The following is a 24281-nucleotide window of genomic DNA, read 5'->3' on the forward strand; positions in this document are numbered from 1 at the left end:
GGTCACATCCGGAAAATGCCGAAGCGGCTCTGTTCGATCGGTGCGTTCAACGCGGCGGACAACGCCAGGCCAAGCACGTCCCGGGTTTGCGCCGGGTCGATGACGCCGTCGTCCCACAGCCTTGCACTGGAGTAATAGGGGTGGCCCTGGTGCTCGTACTGATCGAGGATGGGCTGCTTGAGTTTCGCCTCGTCTTCGGCGCTGAAGGCATGGCCACTGCGTTCGCTCTGCTCGCGCTTGACCTGGGCCAGCACCCCGGCAGCCTGTTCGGCACCCATCACACCGATCCGCGCGTTGGGCCACATCCACAGGAAGCGTGGGTCGTAGGCGCGGCCGCACATGCCGTAGTTGCCGGCGCCAAAGCTGCCGCCGATGATCACGGTGAACTTCGGCACCTGGGCGCAGGCCACCGCGGTGACCAGCTTGGCGCCGTGCTTGGCGATGCCGCCTTCTTCGTACTTCTTGCCGACCATGAAGCCTGTGATGTTCTGCAGGAACAGCAGGGGAATGCCGCGCTGGCAGGCCAGTTCGATGAAGTGCGCGCCTTTTTGCGCGGCTTCGGCGAAGAGGATGCCGTTGTTGGCCAGGATCGCTATCGGGTAGCCATGCAAGTGGGCGAAGCCGCACACCAGGGTGGTGCCGAACAGCGCCTTGAACTCATCGAACACCGAGCCGTCGACCAGGCGCGCGATCACTTCGCGCACATCGAACGGCTGCTTGGCATCGGCCGGCACCACGCCGTACAGCTCGTCGGCGGCATACAGCGGTGCCACCGGCGCCATTCGCTGCAGCTTGCCCAGCTTGTGCCAGTTGAGGTTGGCGACGCTGCGCCGGGCAATCGCCAGGGCATGTTCGTCGTTGTCGGCATAGTGGTCGGCCACGCCGCTGGTGCGGCAGTGCACGTCGGCGCCGCCGAGGTCTTCGGCGCTCACCACCTCGCCAGTGGCAGCTTTCACCAGCGGCGGGCCGGCGAGGAAGATGGTCGCCTGCTGGCGCACCATGATCGCTTCGTCGGCCATGGCCGGTACATAGGCGCCACCGGCGGTGCACGAACCCATCACCACGGCGATCTGCGGGATGCCGAGGGCGCTCATGTTGGCCTGGTTGAAGAAGATCCGCCCGAAGTGCTCGCGGTCGGGGAACACTTCGTCCTGGCGCGGCAGGTTGGCGCCACCGGAGTCCACCAGGTAGATGCACGGCAGGCGGTTCTGCAGGGCGATGGTCTGCGCCCGCAGGTGCTTCTTTACCGTCAGCGGGTAATAGGAGCCGCCTTTTACCGTGGCGTCGTTGGCCACGATCATGCATTCCACGCCTTCGACGCGGCCGATGCCGGCGATCACGCCTGCAGCAGGCACGTCTTCGCCATACACCTCATGGGCGGCCAGTTGGCCGATCTCGAGAAACGGCGAGCCCGGGTCGAGCAGGCGGTCGATACGCTCGCGCGGCAGCAGCTTGCCGCGTGAGGTATGCCGTTCCTGGGCCTTGGGGCCGCCGCCCTGGGCCACCTGGGCGAGCAGGCCACGCAGGGCCTGGACCTGTTCGAGCATGGCCGCGCTGTTGCCGGCGAATTCCGCCGAACGCGGGTTGATCTGGGTGTGCAAGGTTGCCATGTGCGCCCGTCCCCTGTGCTCAGCGGGTTTCGTTGAACAGTTCGCGGCCGATCAGCATCCGGCGGATTTCGCTGGTGCCGGCGCCGATTTCGTACAGCTTGGCATCGCGCAGCAGGCGGCCGGCCGGGAATTCGTTGATGTAGCCGTTGCCGCCGAGTATCTGGATCGCTTCCAGGGCCATCTGGGTGGCGCGTTCGGCGGTGTAGAGGATCACCCCGGCGGCGTCCTTGCGGGTGGTCTCGGCACGGTCGCAGGCCTGGGCCACGGCATACAGGTAGGCGCGGCTGGCGTTGAGCTGGGTGTACATGTCGGCGATCTTGCCCTGGATCAGCTGGAACTCGCCGATGCTCTGGCCGAACTGCTTGCGGTCATGGATGTAAGGCACCACCAGATCCATGCAGCTTTGCATGATGCCGGTCGGGCCGCCGGACAGCACCACACGCTCGTAGTCCAGGCCGCTCATCAGCACGCGCACGCCGCCGTTGAGCTGGCCGAGGATGTTTTCTTGCGGCACTTCGACGCCGTCGAAGAACAGCTCGCAGGTGTTGGAGCCACGCATGCCCAGCTTGTCGAACTTGTTGCTGCGGCTGAAGCCTTTCCAGTCGCGCTCGACGATGAAGGCGGTGATGCCGTGGGCACCCTTGTCCAGGTCGGTCTTGGCATAGATCACGTAGGTGTTGGCGTCGGGGCCGTTGGTGATCCAGGTCTTGCTGCCATTGAGCACATAGTGGTCGCCGCGTTTCTCGGCGCGCAGTTTCATCGAGACCACGTCGGAGCCGGCGTTGGGCTCGCTCATGGCCAAGGCGCCGATGTGTTCGCCGCTGATCAGCTTGGGCAGGTACTTGAGCTTCTGCTCGTGGGTGCCGTTGCGGTTGATCTGGTTGACGCACAGGTTGGAGTGGGCGCCGTAGGAGAGGGCCACCGAGGCCGAGCCACGGCTGATTTCTTCCATCGAGACGACATGGGCCAGGTAGCCCAGGCCGGCGCCGCCGTACTCTTCCGACACGGTGATGCCCAGCAGGCCCATGTCGCCGAACTTGCGCCACATGTCGGCAGGGAACAGGTTGTCGTGGTCGATCTGCGCAGCGCGCGGGGCAAGCTCGGCGGCAACGAAGGTGCGCACCTGGTCGCGGAGCATGTCGATGGTTTCGCCCAGGGCGAAGTTCAGGGTTGGGTAATGCATGCGGGGGCACCTTCTTGTTCTTGAAATAAGGAAACACCGTAGCTCATGGATTCGCCGCCGAACCCCGAGGGAGCAGGTGTGGTTGATCACCTTTACGTTAACGTAAACCTGCCTTTGGTCAGTGTCAATCGGGTCATCACCTTTACGTAAACGTAAATCTGCGCCAGAGTAATTGGCGCTTGCTTCAGCCGTGCCCAGAACAACCACAAGAAGGGACACCCATGAGTCAACCCAGCTACACCCGCGGTCGCCAGGACCACCCTTTGCTGACCCTGACCATCGGTCAGGCCTTCGATGCCACCGTGGCCCGCTGCACCGATGGCGAAGCGCTGGTGGTGCGCCACCAGGGCGTTCGCTACACCTGGCTAGAACTGGCCGAACAGGTCGACCTGCATGCCCGTGCGCTGATGGCCCTGGGCGTGGATACCGGTGACCGCGTCGGCATCTGGGCGCCCAACTGCGCCCAGTGGTGCATCCTGCAACTGGCCAGCGCCAAGGTCGGTGCGATCCTGGTCAACATCAACCCGGCCTATCGCGTCGGTGAGCTGGAGTACGTGCTGCGCCAGTCCGGTTGCCGCTGGCTGGTCTGCGCCGATGCCTTCAAGACGTCCGATTACCACGCCATGGTTCAGCAGCTGGTAGCGGAACTGGCCAGCGCTACGCCGGGCGAGCTGGCCTGCCAATGCCTGCCTGACCTGCGCGGCGTGGTCAGCCTGGCGGCCAACCCACCACGCGGTTTCCTGCCCTGGCAGGCGCTGGCCGAAAGGGCAGGGCAGACCAGCGACGAGGCGTATCTGGCCCGCCAAGCCAGCCTGCAGTTCGACCAGCCGGTGAACATCCAGTACACCTCGGGCACCACTGGCGCGCCCAAGGGTGCCACGCTCAGTCACTACAACATTCTCAACAACGGTTTCGTGGTCGGTGAAAGCCTGGGGCTGACCCACGCCGACCGCATGGTGATCCCGGTGCCGCTGTACCACTGCTTCGGCATGGTCATGGCCAACCTGGGTTGCATCACCCACGGCAGCACCATGGTCTACCCCAACGATGCCTTCGATGCCGAGCTGACGCTCAAGGCCGTGGCCGAAGAGCGCGCCAGCATCCTGTATGGCGTGCCGACCATGTTCATCGCCATGCTCGACCACCCGTCGCGCCCCCAGCTCGACCTGTCGACCTTGCGCAGCGGCATCATGGCCGGCGCCACGTGCCCCATCGAAGTCATGCGCCGGGTGATCGACCAGATGCACATGGCCGAAGTGCAGATCGCCTATGGCATGACCGAAACCAGCCCGGTGTCGCTGCAGACCGGCCCCGACGACGAGCTGGAGCTGCGTGTGACCACGGTCGGGCGCACCCATCCGCAACTGGAAACCAAGCTGGTGGATGCTGACGGATGCATCGTTGCCCGCGGCGGGATCGGCGAACTGTGCACCCGTGGCTACAGCGTGATGCTCGGTTACTGGAACAACCCCCAGGCCACGGCAGACGCCATCGACCCGGCAGGCTGGATGCATTCGGGTGACCTGGCGGTGATGGACGAGCACGGCTATGTGCGTATCGTCGGGCGCAATAAGGACATGATCATTCGCGGGGGCGAGAACATCTACCCGCGTGAACTGGAGGAGTTCTTCTACACCCACCCGGCGGTGGCGGATGCGCAGGTGATCGGCATACCGTGCAGCAAGTACGGCGAGGAAGTGGTGGCGTGGATCAAGCTGCATCCTGGGCATGTCGCCAGCGCTGAAGAACTGCAGGCCTGGTGCAAGGCGCGCATCGCGCATTTCAAGGTGCCGCGGCATTACCGCTTTGTTGATGAGTTCCCCATGACGGTGACGGGGAAGGTGCAGAAATTCCGCATGCGCGAGATCAGTGTGGAAGAACTGTCTGCGTAATGACCTCCGGGGCCCCATCGCTGGCAAGCCAGCGATAGGGCCGCTGAATGCGCCGCTGAATCCTTGTCTATCCTTAAGCCTTCACCGGCGGTTCATCACTCGGTGGGTCCCCCACCGTCGGCGGCACGGTCGGCTTGATCGGCAGATCGTCCGGGTCTTCTTCCGGTACGGGCGGCGGCAAGCTGGGGTCGTCGATGTTGGGGTCGGGTGTCTCCGGTGGAATGGGAATGTTCATGGCCTGACCTCGCGTGGGTGAATGAAGAGGTGCTGCAGGCTCTGACCGCTGGCAGCTGCCATTCGCTCAATTTTTTTGAACCCCCACGCCTGCGCACGGCTCTGAACCCTTACCGCCACCAGCCTAAGGGAGCAAGGTCAGATGACACGAAACGAGCCCTTCGAAAGCGTGCCCATGGCGAACGACCATCCGGACCAGGCCATCAGCCTGTCCCAGGCGCTGCTGGCGCCGCGCATCGTGGTCGAAGACACTCAACCCGTGCTCGACGGCGGCACCTTCGCCGCCAAGGCCATCAGCGGCCAGCCGGTGGCGGTCAGCAGCAAGGTCTACAGCGATGGGCACGACCGTCTGGCAGTCATGCTCAACTGGCGCCAGGCCCACAGTCGCCGCTGGCACTGCGTGCCGATGCACTCGCCGGGCAATGACCTGTGGCTGGCCGAGTTCACCCCGCTCGAGCTGGGCCCGCACCTGTTCAGCATCGAGGCATGGATCGACCCGTTCGCCACCTACTGCCATGACCTGGAGAAGAAGTTCAATGCCGGCGTCGAGGTCAAGCTCGAGCTGGAAGAGGGCAGGTTGCTGCTGGGCAAGGGTGCCGAGCGCAGCGAAGGGGAATTGCGCAGCGCGATCGAGGCGTTGCAGGCGCGCCTGCCGGGCCTGCCTGCCGACGAGCAGGTGGCGCTGTTGCTGGGGGCGCAAGCCTCGCGCCTGATGAGCGAAGCCGAGCACCGCTCTTACCTGACCCGCAGCAGCGAATTCCCGATCGACGTGGACCGCCCGGCGGCGCAGTTCGCCAGCTGGTACGAGCTGTTCCCGCGCTCGATCACCGACAGCCCGGAACGCCACGGCACCTTCAACGACGTGCACGAACGCCTGCCGATGATCCGCGACATGGGTTTCGACGTGTTGTACTTCCCGCCGATTCACCCGATCGGCACGCAGTTTCGCAAGGGCCGCAACAATGCCCTGCGCGCCGAGCCCGGCGACCCCGGCAGCCCCTATGCCATCGGCAGCCCCGAGGGCGGTCATGACGCCATTCACCCGCAGCTGGGCAGCCGCGAGGACTTCCGGCGCCTGGTCGCCGCCGCCGCCGAACACGGCCTGGAAATCGCCCTGGACTTCGCCATCCAGTGCTCCCAGGACCACCCCTGGCTCAAGGAGCACCCAGGCTGGTTCAGCTGGCGCCCCGACGGCACCATCCGCTATGCCGAGAACCCGCCGAAGAAGTACCAGGACATCGTCAACGTCGATTTCTATGCCGCCGAGGCCGTGCCATCGCTGTGGCTGGCCTTGCGCGATGTGGTGGTCGGCTGGGTCGAGGAAGGCGTCAAGACCTTCCGCGTCGACAACCCGCACACCAAGCCGTTGCCGTTCTGGCAATGGTTGATCGCCAACGTGCGCAGCCAGCACCCCGACGTCATCTTCCTCGCCGAGGCCTTCACCAAGCCTGCGATGATGGCGCGCCTGGGTAAGGTCGGTTATGCCCAGAGCTACACCTATTTCACCTGGCGCAACAGCAAGCAGGAGTTGCGCGAGTATTTCGAAGCGCTCAACCAGCCGCCGTGGAGCCAGTGCTACCGGCCGAACTTCTTCGTCAACACGCCGGACATCAACCCCTTCTTCCTGCACACCTCGGGCCGCGCCGGTTTCCTGATTCGCGCAGCCCTGGCAACCATGGGTTCGGGCCTGTGGGGCATGTATTCGGGCTTCGAGCTGTGCGAGGCGACGCCGCTGCCGGGCAAGGAGGAGTACATGGACTCGGAGAAATACGAGATCCGCCCGCGCGACTTCACCCAGCCCGGCAACATCATTGCCGAAATCGCCCAGCTCAACCGCATCCGCCGGCAGAACCGCGCGCTGCAGACCCATCTGGGCGTGGCGTTCTTCAACTGTTGGAACGACAACATCCTGTACTTCGCCAAGCGTACTGCCGAGCGCGACAACTACATCCTGGTGGCCGTCAGTCTCGATCCTTTCAACGCCCAGGAGGCGAGTTTCGAACTGCCGCTGTGGGAGCTGGGGCTGGACGACGATGCCGACACCCTGGGTGAAGACCTGATGAACGGCCATCGCTGGACCTGGCATGGCAAGACCCAGTGGATGCGCATCGATCCATGGCACCAGCCGTTTGGTATTTGGCGCATCGAGAAGGCCCGTTAGGGCCCCGTCGCCGGCAAACCGACTCCCACAAGAGCCGGAAACTTGCACATGAACCTGTGGGAGCCGGCTTGCCGGCGATGAGCTGCAAGGCAGCCCCACAGAATTGAAAGGAGTCGCACATGGCCAAGCGTTCCCGCCCGGCAGCCTTCATCGACGACCCGCTGTGGTACAAGAACGCCGTGATCTACCAGCTGCACGTCAAATCGTTCTTCGATGCCAACAACGACGGCATCGGCGATTTCGCCGGCCTGATCAGCAAGCTCGACTACATCGCCGAACTGGGTGTCAACACGCTCTGGCTGCTGCCGTTCTACCCCTCGCCACGGCGCGACGACGGTTACGACATCGGTGGGTACAAGGCCGTGCACCCCGACTACGGCAGCATGGCCGACGCCAGGCGCTTCATCGGCGAGGCGCACAAGCGCGGCCTGCGGGTCATCACCGAGCTGGTCATCAACCACACCTCCGACCAGCATCCCTGGTTCCAGCGCGCCCGTCACGCCAAGCGCGGCAGCAATGCACGGGACTTCTACGTGTGGTCGGACGATGACCAGAAATACGACGGCACGCGGATCATCTTCCTCGACACCGAGAAATCCAACTGGACCTGGGACCCGGTGGCCGGCCAGTACTTCTGGCACCGCTTCTACTCGCACCAGCCGGACCTGAACTTCGACAACCCGCAGGTGCTCAAGGCGGTGATCGGGGTGATGCGTTTCTGGCTCGACCTGGGCGTCGACGGCCTGCGCCTGGACGCCATCCCGTACCTGATCGAGCGCGACGGCACCAACAACGAGAACCTGGCCGAAACCCACCAGGTGCTCAAGGCGATCCGCGCCGAAATCGACGCCAACTATCCCGACCGCATGCTGCTGGCCGAGGCCAACCAGTGGCCCGAGGACACGCGGCCGTACTTCGGCGAAGGCGAGGGCGATGAATGCCACATGGCCTTCCACTTCCCGTTGATGCCGCGCATGTACATGGCCCTGGCCATGGAGGACCGCTTCCCGATCACCGATATCCTGCGCCAGACTCCGGAGATCCCGGCCAAGTGCCAATGGGCGATCTTCCTGCGCAACCACGATGAGCTGACCCTGGAGATGGTCACCGACCGCGAGCGCGACTACCTGTGGAACTACTACGCAGAAGACCGCCGCGCGCGCATCAACCTCGGCATCCGTCGCCGCCTGGCGCCTTTGCTGCAACGCGATCGCCGGCGCATCGAGCTGCTCACCAGCCTGCTGCTGTCGATGCCCGGTACGCCGACCCTGTACTACGGCGACGAACTGGGCATGGGCGACAACATCTACCTGGGCGACCGTGACGGTGTGCGCACGCCGATGCAGTGGTCGCCGGACCGCAACGGCGGCTTCTCCAAAGCTGACCCGCAGCGGCTGGTGCTGCCACCGATCATGGACCCGCTTTACGGCTACCAGACCGTCAATGTCGAGGCCCAGTCCCACGACCCGCATTCCCTGCTGAACTGGAACCGCCGTCTGCTGGCGGTGCGCAAGCAGCAGAAGGCCTTTGGCCGCGGCAGCCTGCGCACGCTCACCCCGAGCAATCGGCGCATCCTCGCGTACATCCGCGAATACACCGATGCCGAGGGCAACAGCGAGACCATCCTGTGTGTCGCCAACGTCTCGCGCGCGGCGCAGGCGGCGGAGCTGGAATTGTCACAGTACGCTGACAAGGTGCCTGTCGAGATGCTTGGCGGCAGCGCCTTCCCGCCGATCGGCCAACTGCCGTTTCTGCTGACCTTGCCGCCCTATGCCTTCTACTGGTTCCTGCTGGCTACCCACGACCGCATGCCCAGCTGGCACGTTCAACCCACCGAGGGGCTCCCGGAATTGACCACGTTGGTGCTGCGCAAACGCATGGAAGAACTGCTCGAGGCGCCTTCGCGCGACACTCTGGAAGGCTCGGTGCTGCCACAGTACCTGCCCAAGCGCCGCTGGTTCGCCGGCAAGGAAGGGCCGATCGACCAGGTGCGCCTGCGCTACGGTGTGCGTTTCGGCACGGCCGGCACGCCGGTGCTGCTGAGCGAGATCGAAGTGCTTGGCGATGGCCAGGCCAACCAGTACCAGCTGCCGTTCGGCTTCCTGCCCGAGGAGCAGATCAACAGCGCGTTGCCGCAGCAGCTGGCCCTGTCGCGGGTTCGCCGCGGCCGCCAGGTGGGGCTGATCACCGATGCCTTCGTGCTCGAACCTTTCGTCCGCGCGGTGCTGCGTGCCTGTCAGGACGGCATGCGCCTGCCCTGCGGCAATGGCGAGGGTGAGCTGCGCTTTACCTGCACCGAGCAACTGGCCGGCCTTGCGCTCGACGAAAACAGTGCAGTGCGCTACCTGAGCGCCGAGCAGTCCAACAGCTCCGTGGTGGTCGCCGATCGCCTGGTGCTCAAGTTGATTCGCCGGGTCAACCCGGGTATCCACCCGGAGCTGGAAATGAGCGCCTACCTGACGGCCGCAGGCTTTGCCAACATCTCGCCGCTGCTGGCCTGGGTCAGCCGCGTGGACGAGCGCGACGAAGCGCACCTGCTGATGATCGCCCAGGGTTACCTGAGCAACCAGGGCGATGCCTGGGCCTGGACCCAGAACACCCTGGAACGGGCGATCCGCGACGAGATGGAACCGACCAGCATCGACCCTGAAGCGCACACCAATGCCCTGGCCGAGCTCAACGGCTTCGCGGCCTTGCTTGGCCAGCGCCTGGGCGAAATGCACCTGTTGCTGGCCGCGCCGAGCAACGATGCCGCCTTCCAGCCGCAGGCCAGCGATGCCCGGGACAGCGCACGCTGGAGCCGGCAGATCAACGCCGAACTGGCCCACGCGCTCGACCTGCTGGTGCAGCACCGCGATCAGCTGGACAGTGACAGCCAGGCCCTGGTCGACGAGCTGCAGCAACAGCGTGACGGCCTCGCCCAGCACATCGACAACCTTGCCCAGCAAGCCCAGGGCGGGCTGCTGATGCGGGTTCACGGCGACCTGCACCTGGGCCAGGTGCTGGTGGTGCAGGGTGATGCCTACCTGATCGATTTCGAGGGCGAGCCATCACGGCCCCTGCAGGAGCGTCGGGCCAAGCACAGCCCGTACAAGGATGTCAGCGGCGTGCTGCGATCCTTCGACTATGCTGCTGCGATGATCTTGCGCAGCGCCTCGGCGGTAGACCTCTCCGAGGCCGCGCGGCAGGCTCGTCAGCGGGTTGCCCGGCAGTACCTGCACCAGTCGCGCCATGCCTTCGTCGAAGCCTATGGCCTGGCCACCGCCGCCATGCCCCACGCCTGGCAACAGGCCGAGGGCGAGCGCGCCGCACTGGAACTGTTCTGCCTGGAAAAAGCCGCCTACGAAATTACCTATGAAGCCGAGAACCGGCCAAGTTGGCTGGCCGTGCCTTTGCATGGCCTGCATGGATTGATAAGTACCTGGGGAGAGTCATAGATGAATGCAAGCACGCGTGACAACGGTGGCCTTCGGCAGCGGGAGCTCGATGCCCTTGCCCGCGCCGAGCACGCCGATCCGTTCGCAGTACTGGGTCCCCATGGCGATGGTGCGGGTGGTGTCTGGGTGCGTGCTTTCCTGCCCGGCGCCTTGAGCAGTCGGGTGCTCGCCCGGCAGGACGGGCGGGTGCTGGCCGAAATGGTGCAGGGCAGCCTGCCCGGGCTGTTCAGCGCTCACCTGGACCAGGCACAGCCGTACCTGCTGCAGATCGGCTGGGCCGGGGGCGAGCAGGTCACCGAAGACCCCTACAGCTTCGGCCCGCAACTGGGCGACATGGACCTGTACCTGTTCGCCGAAGGCAACCACCGCGACCTCTCCGGGCGTTTTGGCGCCCAGCCGATCGAGGTCGACGGCATCCAGGGGGTGTGCTTCTCGGTGTGGGCACCGAACGCCCGGCGGGTGTCGGTGGTGGGCGACTTCAACAACTGGGACGGACGCCGCCACCCCATGCGCCTGCGTCACAGCGCCGGCATCTGGGAGCTGTTCGTGCCGCGCCTGGGTGTGGGCGAAACCTACAAGTACGAGGTACTGGGCAAGGACGGCATCCTGCCCCTCAAGGCCGACCCGTTGGCCCGTGCCACCGAGTTGCCGCCCAGCACCGCATCGAAGGTGGCAGGTGAGCTCGGCCATGACTGGCACGACCACGACTGGATGGAGCACCGCGCCCAGCGCCATGCCTACAGCGCACCGCTGTCGATCTACGAGCTGCACCCGGGTTCCTGGCGCTGCGAGCTGGACGACGCGGGTGAAGTGTCGCGCTTCTACAACTGGCGCGAACTGGCCGATCGGCTGGTGCCTTATGTGCAGGAGCTGGGCTTCACCCATATCGAGCTGCTGCCGATCATGGAGCACCCCTTTGGTGGCTCATGGGGCTATCAGCCGCTGTCGCTGTTCGCACCCACCTCGCGTTATGGCACCGCCGAAGACTTCGCGGCCTTCGTCGATGCCTGCCACCAGGGAGGTATCGGGGTGATCCTCGACTGGGTGCCGGCGCATTTCCCCACCGACGAACATGGTCTGGCGCGTTTCGATGGCACCGCGTTGTACGAATACGACAACCCCCTCGAGGGCTTTCACCAGGACTGGAACACGCTGATCTACAACCTGGGCCGCAACGAGGTGCGCGGCTTCATGCTGGCCTCGGCCCTGCACTGGCTCAAGCACTTTCACATCGATGGGCTGCGGGTCGACGCGGTGGCATCGATGCTCTACCGCGACTACTCGCGCAAGGCTGGCGAATGGGTGCCCAACCGCCATGGCGGACGCGAGAACCTCGAAGCCATCGACTTCATCCGCCACCTCAACGGGGTCGCGGCCCATGAGGCGCCTGGCGCGCTGATCATCGCCGAGGAATCCACCGCCTGGCCGGGCGTCAGCCAGCCGACCCAGCAGGGCGGCCTGGGCTTTGCCTACAAGTGGAACATGGGTTGGATGCACGACACCCTGCACTACATCCAGAACGATCCGGTGCACCGCACCTATCACCACAACGAGATGAGCTTCGGCCTGATCTACGCCTACTCCGAGCACTTCATCCTGCCGATTTCCCACGACGAGGTGGTGCACGGCAAGCACTCGCTGATCGACAAGATGCCCGGTGACCGCTGGCAGAAGTTCGCCAACCTGCGCGCCTACCTGACCTTCATGTGGACCCACCCGGGCAAGAAGCTGTTGTTCATGGGGTGCGAGTTCGGCCAGTGGCGCGAGTGGAACCACGATCACGAGCTGGACTGGTACCTGCTGCAGTACCCTGAGCACCAGGGTGTGCAACGCCTGGTCGGTGACCTCAACCGGCTGTACCGCGAGTTGCCGGCGCTGCATGAACTGGATTGCCAGCCTCAGGGCTTCCAGTGGCTGATCGGCGATGACGCGCACAACAGCGTATATGCCTGGCTGCGCTGGAGCAGCCAGGGCGAGCCGTTGCTGGTGGTGGCCAACTTCACCCCGGTGCCGCGCGAGGAATATCGGATCGGCGTGCCGTTCGGCGAGCGCTGGCAGGAACTGCTCAACAGTGATGCCGGGCTGTATGCCGGGTCGAATGTGGGCAACCTGGGGGCGGTTGAAAGCGAGGCGGTGGCCAGCCATGGGCAGCCTTTGTCGCTGGCCTTGAACCTGCCGCCGCTTGGGGTGTTGGTGATGAAGCCGGCTTGATGGATTGACTGTACCGGCCCTATCGCGGGCAAGCCCGCTCCTACAGGATAGTGGTGATCCCTGTAGGAGCGGGCTTGCCCGCGATAGGGCCAGACCTGCCTACCATCTCATCCTGACCCCAAGGCTGCCAATCAACCCATTCAAGTCATTGCCATCCACATCACTGCTGTAATCGGCACTGACAAACAGCGCCACAGAAGGCGTCACCCGCGCCACCAGCCCCAGGCCCAGTTCCACCGTGGTCGAATACCGAGAGCTGGAGATCTTGTCGACCTCGTCCAGCTTCACCTCGTCGGTGTCGTTGAAGTCATACCAGACGTTGGTGCGCACATAGGGTTCGATCGGCATGCCGCGCACGTAGTATTTTCCCGACAACTTGGCACCGACCCGGCCACTCCAGGTGGGCTGGCTGTCGAACGCCTGCAAGGTTTCTTCCTGTACCTGGTTGCCGGGGAAGAAGCGCTGGTTGATCAACTGCGCCTGCGGCTCGATCACCCAAGTGTTGCCCAGGCGAATCGGATAACCGCCCTCCACGGAAAAGGTCATGGCATGGCCGCTGTCGTTCAGGCGCTGGCCGCTGTCGCCGCGGCCCATGACATCGATGCGCGAACCCATGGCCACGGCATCCACGTGCCATCCCTGTTCATGGGTCATGCTCCAGTACATCCCCAGGCTCTCGCCACTGAGGTTGACGGCATTGCGTTGCTTGTCGCCGAGCAAGGGGCGCGTTCCGCTGAAGCTGCTTTGCAGGTTGTTGTGGCCAACGAAGATACCCGCGCGGTGCACATTGCCGCCGGGGGTTTCGCGCACGAACAGGTCCGGGCCGATCATCAGTTGCTGGCTGGGTGCTTCCAGCTGTTCGGGTGGCTGCGCACCGAGCCGTGGGGCGGTGGGGAAGAATTGCTTCCATTGGCTGGCTACAAGGTCAGGGGCCATCTGGCCGTGGCGTTCGCTCATGTTGTCGGAGAAGGCTGCCAGCGTGTCCAGGTTGATGGCGCTGGCACCGACCGGCTCGAGCGACAGGCTTGGCACTGCCGGTTGTTGCAGAAATGCGGAGAACGTTGGATCGTCCTGCAGTTCGAGGGCAAAGGTTTCCACCGGGGTTGCCAGAAGCATCGACGTGGAAACCGCGTATAAGATTCGATCGAAGCGCACGGGGATCGAGGTTCTTTTCATGGCGGATCTCCTCTGTTTTTTGTTGTACAGCCCAAGGACCTGGCCGGTTGTCACGAGCTGTACGGCAAAAACAGAGGGCGACCCAAACCGGCACGCCAGCTTTCGCGAGCGCGCACAAAGGCGCGAGCTAAAGGCCCGGCGCGAGTTTTCTACGACTAGGTAATTGTTCAGCTAAGGTGAGTTGGGGGGTTGCGTCAAGAATGTGTTAAAAAACCGGACACCCCTGGCGAAGGTCGATATCACGTTGTTTTTCTTCGGAAAAACGGCTCAGATAGTGGTGTTCGCTATTTGCCGCGCTGTGGCTATGACGAATCATTGCTACAGCCTCACTTCCACGGCCAATGGCAGATGATCGGAGAGGTGGGTCCAAGGTTTGTGCCCCAGAATCCTGGGCGCATGGCTTTCGGCATTGCGCAGGTAGATGCGGTCCAGGGCCAGTAAAGGCAGGCGCGCCGGATACGTGCGCGCGAGCAATCCGTGGTGCCGTTCGAAGGCCTCGTGCAAGTCGCGTTGCAGGCGCAAGGTGCGGTTGCCGCGCAGCTTCCAGTCGTTGAAATCACCGGCAATGATCACCGGCGCATCGGCTGGCAGTGCGTCGAGCAGTTGGCCCAGCAACTGCAGCTGTTTCTGGCGGTGACTCTCGAGCAACGACAGGTGCACGCAGATCGCATGCACCTGGCGCTGGCCTGGCACGTCGAGCACGCAGTGCAACAGGCCACGCCGCTCGGGGCCGGTGATCGACACGTCGAGGTTGCGGTGTTCGATGATCGGGTATTTGGAAAGCAGCGCGTTGCCATGATGGCCGTCGGGGTAGACCGCATTGCGGCCGTAGGCGAAGTCGCTCCACATGCTGTCGGCGAGAAACTCGTATTGTGAAGTCTGCGGCCAGCCGGGGTAGCGTGCGGCATGCCGGTCATGGCTGCCGAGCACTTCCTGGAGAAACACGATATCGGCCTGGGTGCTGCGCACCGCTTCGCGCAGTTCGTGCAGGATGAAGCGACGGTTGAAGGCCGTGAAGCCCTTGTGCGTGTTCACCGTCAGCACCCGCAGCCGGTGCACGGCCGCGGATGGGTCAGCATGGGCGAAACCTGGACGGCCGGCTTCGGGGTTCACGGTGGCTCCTTGAGTGAGGATGTTGTCCATACCGGCCCTATCGCCGGTACAGGCCACAGATAGTCATGGGACCGGCCAGGACAAGCTGGGTTCACTCTTCCTCGCGCTGCAACACCATCAGCAGGAACGATCGCCCCTTGACCTCGAACGTGCTGTCGAACTGCAGGTGCTGTGGCTTGCGCATTTCCGGCCGGTCGGTGTCGACCAGGCAACTCCAGTACTCACCTTCCGGCACCGCCGGCAGCTGGAACGGCACCACATCATGGTGGGCGTTGACGATGATCAGCATGGTCGCCTCGGACCCGGGCCGGGCAATGCCGCTGACCTGCGCGCGCCCGTCGATCAGCATGCCCAGGCAACGCCCATTGGGGTCTTCCCACTGCTCCACGGTCATCTCGCTGCCGTCCGGCGCCAGCCAGGTCACGTCCTTGACCCCGATGGCCTCGTTGTAGTCGCCCACCAGGAAGCGCGAGCGGCGCAGCACCGGGTAGGCCAGGCGCAAGCGGGTCAGGCGCTGGACGAATGCCAGCAGCGCCTGGCCGTCCTCGTCCAGGTCCCAGTTGATCCAGCCGATCTCGCTGTCCTGGCAGTAGGCATTGTTGTTGCCATGCTGGGTGCGGCTGAATTCGTCGCCGGCGACGATCATCGGCGTGCCCTGGGCCAGCAGCAAGGTGGCGAAGTAGTTGCGCATCTGGCGCATGCGCAGGGCATTGATCTGCGGGTCGTCGGTGGGGCCTTCGACGCCGCAGTTCCACGACAGGTTGTTGTCGGTGCCGTCCTGGTTGTTCTCGTCGTTGTCCTCGTTGTGCTTGCTGTTGTACGACACCAGGTCGCGCAGGGTGAAGCCGTCGTGGGCGGTGACGAAGTTGACCGAGGCGTAGGGCCGCCGGCCACGGTTGTTGAACATGTCGCCCGAGGCGGTCATGCGTGCGGCGAAGTCGGCCAGTTGGCCTTCGTCACCCTTCCAGAAAGCGCGCACGGTGTCGCGAAAGCGATCGTTCCACTCCGCCCAACCCGGTGCGAAGTTGCCCACCTGGTAGCCGCCCGGGCCACAGTCCCAGGGCTCGGCGATGAGCTTGACCTGGCTGAGCATCGGGTCCTGGCGGCAGGCCACGAGGAAGCCGTGGCGTTCGCTGTAGCCCTCGTGGTAGCGGCCAAGGATGGTCGCCAGGTCGAAGCGGAAGCCATCGACGTGCATTTCGCCGGCCCAGTAGCGCAGCGAGTCGGTGACCAGCTGCAGCACGCACGGGTGGCTGAGGTCGAGGGTGTTGCCGGTGCCGGAATCGTTGATGTAATAGCGCTTGTCGTCGGGCATCAGGCGGTAGTAGGAGGCGTTGTCGATGCCGCGCATAGACAGGGTCGGGCCGCGCTCGTTGCCTTCGGCGGTGTGGTTGTAGACCACATCGAGGATCACCTCCAGGCCTGCGTCATGCAGGTGCGCGACCATCTCCTTGAACTCGGCGATCTTGCCGCTGGCCAGGTAACGGGGGTGCGGTGCGAAGAAGGCGATGCTGTTGTAGCCCCAGTAGTTGTTCAGGCCCTTGTCGAGCAGGTGCTGGTCGTTGACGAAGGCATGGATCGGCAGCAGCTCGATGCTCGACACACCAAGGTCCTTGATGTGCTTGAGCAGCTCGTCGTTGGCCAGGCCCGCGAAGGTGCCGCGCAGCTCTTCCGGGACCGCCGGGTGGCGCATGCTGATGCCGCGCGCATGGGCCTCGTAGAGGATGGTGCGCTCCCATGGCACCAGCACGCGCTGGTCGCGGCCCCAGGTGAAGGCCGGGTCGATCACCTTGCACTTGGGCACGAAGGGCGCGCTGTCGCGTTCATCGAACGACAGGTCGCCGTCAGGGTGGCCGATGGTGTAGCCGAACAGCGCCTCGGACCATTTCAGGCTGCCGACCAGTTGCTTGGCGTAAGGGTCGATCAGCAGCTTGTTGGGGTTGAAGCGGTGGCCGTTCTGCGGCGCGTAGGGGCCGTGCACACGGTAGCCGTAGATCAGCCCTGGATGAGCGTCGGGCAGGTAGCCGTGGAAGATCTCGTCGGTGTATTCGGGGAGCTCGATGCGCTCGATTTCCTGCTCGCCGCTGGCGTCGAATAGGCACAGTTCGACCTTGGTGGCGTTGGCCGAGAACAGGGCGAAGTTGACACCCAGGCCGTCCCAGGTAGCGCCGAGGGGGAAGGGCATGCCTTCACGGATGCGCGACGGGGCGACGGAGCGGGTTTTCTTCGGGGTGCGGGGGCTCATGGCGGTCCTCGATTGGCCGGGGGAAGGGAGTTTGCGCAAGGCAGGGGTGGCCCTATCGCCGGCAAGCCGGCTCCCACAGGTACCCGATAAAACGCGAGAACTGGGTGACCCTGTGGGAGCCGGCTTGCCGGCGATAGGGCCCGAACAGGCTCAACCAGCGCTCGGTTTCTTCACCGCCCGTGGCTTCTTCGCTACTGCCGGCTCAACCCCTGGCAACGCTGCCGCCTTGGGCTCGGCCGGTGCCTTGGGCTTGGCCGCCGCCTTCTTGCGTGGCGCTGCCTTGGGCGCTAGCGCCTCGGCCTCGGCCAGCTTGCGCGCCATGTCCCAGTGCCGGTCTTCCTGGCCAGCGGGCTTACCCTCCGACTCCCAGATCTGATAGGCGAATTCGCGAATACGTTTTTCATCGACACTCATCGTGACGCTCCTGATATTCAAGATTGTTGTATCAACAGGTTGACCGGAAACTCCGCCAGCACCGCGCTTACCAGCAGCTCCTTTGAAGGGCTGACCGCCGCGCAGGGGAAAAGTCCCGTCGAGGTTGCAGGTGACGCGGCAAACGGCAGGATCACCCGGGTGTCGTCCCAGTTCTGCGCCGGGATCAACGGTGTCGTGGCGCCCTCCAACAGGCCGCTGGCCAGGCGCGGGGCCACCACGATGGCGCGCTCGCCTTCACCCAGGCGAGCGAATGCGAGCACCTCGTCGGCATGCCGGCCCTGCACGGTCAGAGGCAGATAGGCGCCGCGGCGGAACAGCTCGGCGTGGGCCTGGCGGCAATCCAGCACCCGCGCAACCAGGGCCTGCTTGATGCGTCCGTCATGCCAGTGCGCGAGCAGTTCAGCGGGGGCCGCAGCGTCGTCCAGGGTGCGACGCCTGGCGGCGTAGTCCACTGCCTGGCGGTTATCCGGATCGACCAGGCTGAAATCCCAGTACTCGTTGCCCTGGTACAAGTCGGGCACGCCGGGCACGGTCATGCGCAGCAGCGCCTGGACCAGCCCGTTGAGCGCGCCGGGGCAGGCGATCAACTGCGCGGCATCCGCCAGTGACTGGCGCAACTGCTGGTTCTCGCGGCCTTGCAGCAGGCCATCGACATAGGCAGCGCAGGCCCCTTCATAGGCTTCGTTGGGTGCATTCCAGCTGCTGCGCAGCTTGGCCTCGCGCAGTGCTTTCTGCTGCCACTGGCGTATGCGTTCGGCGTAGCGGCGCACTGCACTGTCGTCGTGCAGGTCCAGCGCCAGCGGCCAACTGCCGAGCAGGGTCTGCAGCAACAGCAATTCATCGCCCGGGCTCGGCGCCGGGCCATCGTCCAGCTGCTCGCGCAGGGGGGCAGCGAGCTCGCGCCAGTGTTCCACCCGGCTGGCCAGCCACGTGCCCCGTTCGCTCAATACCGCCAGGCGCGCACGGGTGTCTTCGCCGCGCTTGTGGTCGTGGGTGGCGGTGGCCAGCAGGTTGTCGGGGAAGTCACGCAGACGGCGCTGGGCCTCGTTGTGGAAGTACTCGGCGCCGGCAGCGAAGCGTTCTGCGTCGAAGCCGACGTCATTGCGCGACAGCAGCCGAGCCGAGCGGTAGAAGGCGGTGTCTTCCACCGCCTTGGCCGCACTGGGCGCAGTCAGTTGCTGGAAACGCACGCAGGCATGGCGCAGGTGCTTGCGGGGTCGGCCGTGGGGCAATTGGCGCCAAGGTTGGCCGCCGAGCCAGTGCGCCAGCTGCTCGAGCAGCGGCCAGTCGGCTTCGGCAAGGTCCTGGCGAGCATTGGCCAGGGCCTGCTGGAAGCATTTTTCGTCCTCGGCCGGGCGCCCGCAGGCGTTGAAATAGGTGCGGTACACCGGGTAGTGGGCGACCAGCGCCTGCAGCGCACGGCGGATGGCGCCGAGGGTCAGGTCGCGGGTCATCAGGTCGTCGCGGGCCACCTGCAGCAGCGCCTGGGCCACCGATTCGCAATCGCCGGCCAGGCTGGCATTGAGCACCAAATGGCGGGCCTGGCGCACTTCCTCGGCAAACGCGGGGCGTTCGCTGAGCGTGGCCCACAGCTCGGTGAGTGGCGCTTCGCCTGCCGGGTCGTGCTGCAGCAGCGACACCTGGTTCATGAATTCGTAGCCGGTAGTGCCGTCGGTGAGCCAGTCGCGGTGCAGGTGTTCATCACTGCCGAGGATCTTTTCCACGTAGATCGGGAAGTGCTCCAGCGCTGCCGACAGCGGTCGGCTGGCGAGCAGGCCGGTGACCCGCCGGCGCAGCTTGCGGCAGTAGCCACGCGGGTCGGCCAGACCGTCGATGTGGTCGATGCGCAAGCCGTCCACCAGGCCCCGCTCGATCAGCTCGAACAGCTTGGCGTGGGTCGCCTCGAACACCACCGCGCGCTCCACCCGCAAGCCACCCAGCTCGTTGATGTCGAAGAAGCGCCGCCAGTTGATGTCGTCGGCGGCGGTGCGCCAGCTGGCCAGCCGGTAGGTCTGGCGCTCAAGCAGCAGGTGCAGGCGCTTGAAGCCGTTCTCGCAGCGGCTGTCGAAGGCGACGAGGGCGGATTCGAGGTCGGCCCCATCGGCCACCAGGCGCGCCAGCTCGACGTGCAGGGGCAGGGCGGCGGCCAGCGGCGCGGCATGCTCGTGCAGGGCCGTGAAGTGCTCGGCCAGCGCCTGCAGGGCAGGCTCCGGGCTCAGGGACAATATCCAGCCGTAATCGATGGGGCAGATCGGGAATCGGTGGTCGTAGTGGGCGATCTGCAGTACGCCCTGATGGGCATCGAACTGCAGCGGGATCTCGCCGTTCTTCAACGCCATGCCATAGTCGCTGGCAAGAAACGGCAGCAACAACTGGCCAGCCAGCAGGGGGTCGTTGGAATGCCACTGGATGTCGAAGAATTCGGCATAGGGGCTGCGTCGCCCCCATGCCAGCAGGCTCTGCCACCACGGGTTGTCGGCGCCGCCCACGGCCATGTGGTTGGACACGGTGTCGAGGATCAGCCCCATGCCATGTTGGCGCAGGGCGGCCACCAGGCGTTCCAGCGCGGCTTCGCCGCCCAGCTCCGGGTTGATCTGGGTCGGGTCGACCACGTCGTAGCCGTGGCGCGAGCCTGCACGGGCCTTGAGGATCGGCGAGGCATACACATGGCTGATGCCCAGCTGGGCGAAGTAGGGCACCAGCGGCACCGCATGGTCGAGGGTGAAGTCACTGTGCAGTTGCAGGCGCAGGGTCGCGGTCAACGGCTTCATCGGTCACGCTCCCAAGCTTGCTCGCGGGCCTGGGCCAACAGCTCCAGGCGGCGAGCGGCGTCTTCGTCGTCGAGCAGCTCGCCCACCGGCGCGGCGAAGCGCCGGCGCCAGTTGGGGTGGCCTTCGGTGGTACCTGGCAGGTTGGGTTGTTCATCGCTGCCGAGCAGGTCTTCCAGCGGGATCAGCACCAGCGGCGCGCGGGTGTGGCCGACGTAGCGGATCGCGGCATCGATCAGTGCGTCGTTGTCCGTCAAGGGCCCATAATTGGCTTCCAGGGTGCGGCGCAGGCCGTCCCGCTCCTTTTGCCGTTCGTGTCGCCAGTGCAGTTCGGTGGCGGCATCGATCAACTTCAGGCGCTGGTTCCAGTCGATATCCCGGCTCTGCAGCCAGCCGGCCAGGGGCGCCAGGTCGTGGGTGCCGGTGGTGGCCAAGGCATCGTCCGGCCAGTCGAGGATCGGCTTGAAGTGTCCGGGGTGGGTCTGCTCGAAGGGCAATACGCGCATGCCTAGCAGCGCTTTGTCGGCCAGCTGTTCGCGCAGCCCTTCAGGCACCGTGCCGAGATCTTCGCCAAGGATGATCGCCTGGTGCCGCACCGACTCCAGGGCCAACAGGCGCAGCAGATCCTCCAGCGGGTAATCGAGGTAGGCGCCTTCGCTGGGCTTGCAGCCACGCGGGATCAACCACAGTCGGCGCAGGCCCATCACGTGGTCGATGCGCAGGCCGCCGGCGTGCGCCAGGTTGGCCCGCAACATCTCGATGAAGGCGCGGTAGCCATTGCGCTTGAGGCCTTCCGGGGAGAACGCGCAGATCCCCCAGTCCTGCCCGGCGCGATTGAGGATGTCGGGTGGCGCGCCGACCTTGAGGTTGGCCAGCAGCTCGTCCTGGCGGCTCCAGGCCTGGCTGCCGGCACCGTCTGCGCCTACGGCCAGGTCGGCGATCAGGCCGATCGCCATGCCGTTGCTGCGCGCGGCCTCCTGGGCGCGTTGCAGGCTGCGTTCGGTCAGCCATTGGCAAAAGGCGTGGAACTCGATCTTCGCCGGGTAGGCGTTGGCGAAGGCTTCGACCTCGGGGTGATAAGGGTCGTGCCAGGCACTGGGCCAGTTGCGCCAGTCACCCCCCAGGCCGTGGTCGACAGCTTGCGCTTGCAGCACTTCGAAACGGCAGTGGTGCTCCAGGGCCTGACCTGCAGCGCCGCGGTAGCTGTCGAAGTCCTTGCGCAACGGGTGATCGCCCTGGCTGAAGTCCTGGTACAGCGCTTCGAGCAGGCTCAGCCGGGCATAGGCGGCGCGTGGCCAGTCCACCAGCGGGCGGCGTTCCAGGTCTTCGAGCGTCTGCTCCAGGCGGCAGGCGTCGATGGCCATGCGCACGGCGCGCTCGCCGAGAATGGCCGCGGGGCTGGCATAGAGGGTGTTGAGCAGCAGGCGGCTGGACGGTGAGTAGGGGCTGTAGTGCAGTTGGTCGACCGCCGACAAGGCATGGATCGGGCTGATGGCCAAGGCGTCGGCGCCGCGTTCGGCGGCGCTGCGCGCCAGTTGCTCCAGCGCCAGGCAGTCGCCGAAGCCGCCGTCGCCCGTGCGGCGCAGGCTGTACAGCTGCACGGCGATGCCCCAGCAGCGTGGCGGCGGTTGCTGGATGGCGTCTGCCAGGCTGTAGCAGCGCGGGGGTGCCACGGCGAGGACAAAGGTGCGACCTTCGATTTCCACCTGGTGATAGCCGATGGGCAGCTGGCCCGGCAGGTGCGCCTGGGCGTCGAGGGCGATGCGGCGCTGGCTGCCGTCCTCCAGGGTGCATAAGGCGTTGCTGGCAGGTGCGAAGAAGTGCGCCAAGGCCAGCGGCTGGTCAACCTCGGCAGTCAGAAGGGGCGGCAGGTGCTGGCTGTCTTCGCAGGCTTCGACAGCGTGCAGGCTGCTGTGGACGGCGCTGTCGTCGGCGGCTGGGTGGCCCAGGCCTTCGAGGACCTTGCGCAGCACCTCGTCGGCCACCTGCTGTGGCCGGTTGTTGGCATCGATCCAGTCACGGGCAAGGCCGACGCGGGCGGCCAGGCGGTGCAGTGCGGTTTCGCTCATGGGCTCTCCTGGCCAGGTGCAAGCAGGCTGACCACGCAGCTGTAGGCCGATAGTGCGGTGTCAGGGTGCGTGGTGTCGCTGCTGTCGAACAGGCGCAGTTCGGCGGGGGGCAGGGCTGCGGCCTGGGGCGTGTCTGCCAGGTTCAGGTCGATGCGCAGGGTGCTGCCATCCCCAAGCCGCCAACGGGCGCTCAGCGCCTTGTCGCCCAGTACCTCGGCACCCAGTGCGTGGCTGCCGAGCAGGTGCGGGATGACGTGGCGTTGGCGCAGCGCCAGCAGCTGTTGGTATAAACCGTGCCAGCCAGCGATGACTTCCTGGCGCTGTGGCCGTGAGGCCTCGAAGGTCTGTTCGGCGTTGGGGTCGGGAATCCGTTCGCGCTGGTGTGGGTCGGCGAAGGCGCGAAAGTGGGCGAACTCGCCGCGGCGGCCTTCGCGCACGGCATCGGCCAGTTCGTCGTGGAAGTCGGTGAAGAACAGGAACGGCCGGCAACTGCCGTCGTCGTCGCCCATGAACAGAAGCGGGATCATCGGTGCCAGCAGCAGCAGGGCAGTCGCGGCACGCAGGGCCGGCGGCGGGCACAGCCGGGTGAGGCGCTCACCCAGGGCGCGGTTGCCGACCTGGTCATGGTTCTGCAGGAACAGCACGAACGCGCTGGGCGGCAAGTGGCCGCTGGGTTCGCCGCGTGGCGTGCCGTGGCGGTTGGCTTGGCCCTGGAACACGAAGCCTTCGCCCAGGCAGCGAGCCAGTTTGTCGATCGGCCGTTGCCGGTAGTCGGCGTAGTAGCCTTCGGTCTCGCCGGTCAGCAGCACGTGCAGGGCATTGTGGCCGTCGTCGTTCCACTGGGCGTCGAAGCCCTGTTCGAGCAGCGAGGCCTGGTTGTGCTCGTTCTCCAGCACCAGCCAGACATGCCGGCCAGGCTCCACGGCAGTGCGCACCCGCTGCGCCAGCTCGACGAGAAAATCCGGCTGGTCGATGGCATGCACGGCGTCCAGGCGCAGGCCGTCGCAGCGGTACTCGCACAGCCACATCAGGGCGTTCTGGATAAAGTACTCGCGCACCTCGGGGCGGCGGAAGTCGATCGCGGCGCCCCAGGGCGTCTGCCGGTCCTGGCGGAAAAACGGGCTGGCGTACTGATGCAGGTAATTGCCGTCGGGGCCGAAGTGGTTGTAGACCACGTCCACCAGCACCATCAGGCCGTGGCCGTGGGCATCGTCGACCAGCGCGCACAATTGCTCGGGGCTGCCGTAGCTGTGCTGCGGCGCGTAGGGCAGCACGCCGTCGTAGCCCCAGTTGCGTTCGCCCGGAAACTGCCCGAGGGGCATCAGCTCGATGGCGCTGATGCCCAGCTCGGCCAGGCGCGGCAGGTGCCGGGCCACGCCGTCGTAGCCATCGAGCACGCCGACGTGCAGCTCCTGGATCACCGCTTCGTGCCAGGGCCGGCCCTGCCATGGGTGCTGCCAGGCATGGGCCCCGGTGTCGACCAGCTGGCTCGGCCCCTGCACGCCTTCAGGCTGGTAGCGCGACGCGGGGTCGGCCACCTGCAGCTGGCCATCGATACGGTAGTGATAACGGTCACCTGCCTGGCACGCGGCGACTCCCGTGTACCAGCCATCGTCATCGGCCAGCAGCTCGATCGCCGGCTGCTGCTCCAGTTCCAAGCTCACGCTGCGCGCATCGGGCGCCCAGAGGGCGAAGCGCGCCGACGTGGCGTCCAGCAAGTGTGCGCCATGCCTGTGCATCTTCGACC

Annotated in this window: 14 protein-coding genes; 4 read left to right on the forward strand and 10 right to left on the reverse strand. The window is 65.5% G+C overall.

The genetic code is table 11. The features are described 5' to 3' along the window. Nucleotides 1-2 precede the first annotated feature (2 nt). Together PPL01S_RS19285 and PPL01S_RS19290 are read right to left on the reverse strand one after the other, a co-directional pair. The gene (locus PPL01S_RS19285; RefSeq protein WP_028626084.1) at nucleotides 3-1610 is read right to left on the reverse strand and encodes a carboxyl transferase domain-containing protein; all 1608 of its coding nucleotides are present in this window, start codon (nucleotides 1608-1610) and stop codon (nucleotides 3-5) included. 19 nt (nucleotides 1611-1629) lie between these two features. Continuing rightward, complete coding sequence (locus PPL01S_RS19290) at nucleotides 1630-2793, reverse strand: isovaleryl-CoA dehydrogenase (RefSeq protein ID WP_016392766.1); 1164 nt, start codon at nucleotides 2791-2793, stop codon at nucleotides 1630-1632. 221 nt (nucleotides 2794-3014) lie between these two features. Here PPL01S_RS19290 and PPL01S_RS19295 point away from each other — a divergent pair, with 221 nt between their 5' ends. Then, the gene (locus tag PPL01S_RS19295; RefSeq protein ID WP_028626085.1) at nucleotides 3015-4685 is read left to right on the forward strand and encodes an AMP-binding protein; all 1671 of its coding nucleotides are present in this window, start codon (nucleotides 3015-3017) and stop codon (nucleotides 4683-4685) included. Nucleotides 4686-4758: 73 nt separating this feature from the next. Here the strand turns inward: PPL01S_RS19295 and PPL01S_RS25430 are convergent, their stop codons facing one another. After that, nucleotides 4759-4920 carry a hypothetical protein gene (locus tag PPL01S_RS25430; protein ID WP_016392764.1) on the reverse strand — a complete coding sequence of 54 codons (162 nt, stop codon included), beginning with the start codon at nucleotides 4918-4920 and terminating at the stop codon, nucleotides 4759-4761. Between the two features lie 141 nt (nucleotides 4921-5061). Between PPL01S_RS25430 and PPL01S_RS19300 the strand changes: the two genes are divergently transcribed. From PPL01S_RS19300 to glgB, 3 genes are all read left to right on the forward strand, one after another. Next, the gene (locus tag PPL01S_RS19300; RefSeq protein WP_016392763.1) at nucleotides 5062-7080 is read left to right on the forward strand and encodes an alpha-1,4-glucan--maltose-1-phosphate maltosyltransferase; all 2019 of its coding nucleotides are present in this window, start codon (nucleotides 5062-5064) and stop codon (nucleotides 7078-7080) included. Between the two features lie 119 nt (nucleotides 7081-7199). Continuing rightward, on the forward strand, nucleotides 7200-10517 hold the full coding sequence (gene treS, locus PPL01S_RS19305; protein ID WP_028626086.1) for a maltose alpha-D-glucosyltransferase: 3318 nt from the start codon (nucleotides 7200-7202) through the stop codon (nucleotides 10515-10517). Next, nucleotides 10518-12728: a 1,4-alpha-glucan branching protein GlgB gene (gene glgB / locus PPL01S_RS19310; protein ID WP_028626087.1), complete on the forward strand. Its 2211-nt coding sequence runs from the start codon at nucleotides 10518-10520 to the stop codon at nucleotides 12726-12728. A 99-nt stretch (nucleotides 12729-12827) separates the two neighbouring features. Here glgB and PPL01S_RS19315 read toward each other — a convergent pair whose 3' ends face one another. The 7 genes from PPL01S_RS19315 to treZ all read right to left on the reverse strand — a co-directional run bounded on the left by PPL01S_RS19315 (nucleotide 12828) and on the right by treZ (nucleotide 24273). After that, a complete protein-coding gene (locus PPL01S_RS19315; RefSeq protein ID WP_028626088.1) occupies nucleotides 12828-13904 on the reverse strand; it encodes an autotransporter domain-containing protein in 1077 nt (358 codons plus the stop codon). A 318-nt stretch (nucleotides 13905-14222) separates the two neighbouring features. After that, entirely contained in the window at nucleotides 14223-15017 is a 795-nt protein-coding gene (locus tag PPL01S_RS19320) for an endonuclease/exonuclease/phosphatase family protein (protein ID WP_016392759.1), read from the reverse strand. A gap of 91 nt (nucleotides 15018-15108) precedes the next feature. Beyond that, nucleotides 15109-17262: a glycogen debranching protein GlgX gene (gene glgX, locus PPL01S_RS19325; RefSeq protein WP_016392758.1), complete on the reverse strand. Its 2154-nt coding sequence runs from the start codon at nucleotides 17260-17262 to the stop codon at nucleotides 15109-15111. A 150-nt stretch (nucleotides 17263-17412) separates the two neighbouring features. Then, nucleotides 17413-17676: a DUF2934 domain-containing protein gene (locus tag PPL01S_RS19330; protein WP_016392757.1), complete on the reverse strand. Its 264-nt coding sequence runs from the start codon at nucleotides 17674-17676 to the stop codon at nucleotides 17413-17415. Between the two features lie 17 nt (nucleotides 17677-17693). Further along, the gene (locus PPL01S_RS19335) at nucleotides 17694-20468 is read right to left on the reverse strand and encodes a malto-oligosyltrehalose synthase (protein WP_016392756.1); all 2775 of its coding nucleotides are present in this window, start codon (nucleotides 20466-20468) and stop codon (nucleotides 17694-17696) included. After that, nucleotides 20465-22534: a 4-alpha-glucanotransferase gene (malQ, locus tag PPL01S_RS19340; protein ID WP_016392755.1), complete on the reverse strand. Its 2070-nt coding sequence runs from the start codon at nucleotides 22532-22534 to the stop codon at nucleotides 20465-20467. The genes PPL01S_RS19335 and malQ overlap by 4 nt, the downstream gene beginning before the upstream one ends. Continuing rightward, on the reverse strand, nucleotides 22531-24273 hold the full coding sequence (treZ, locus tag PPL01S_RS19345) for a malto-oligosyltrehalose trehalohydrolase (protein ID WP_016392754.1): 1743 nt from the start codon (nucleotides 24271-24273) through the stop codon (nucleotides 22531-22533). The genes malQ and treZ overlap by 4 nt, the downstream gene beginning before the upstream one ends. Nucleotides 24274-24281 lie beyond the last annotated feature (8 nt).

Origin of the sequence: Pseudomonas plecoglossicida NBRC 103162 = DSM 15088, from assembly GCF_000730665.1 — a bacterium.
GTDB lineage: Bacteria > Pseudomonadota > Gammaproteobacteria > Pseudomonadales > Pseudomonadaceae > Aquipseudomonas > Aquipseudomonas plecoglossicida.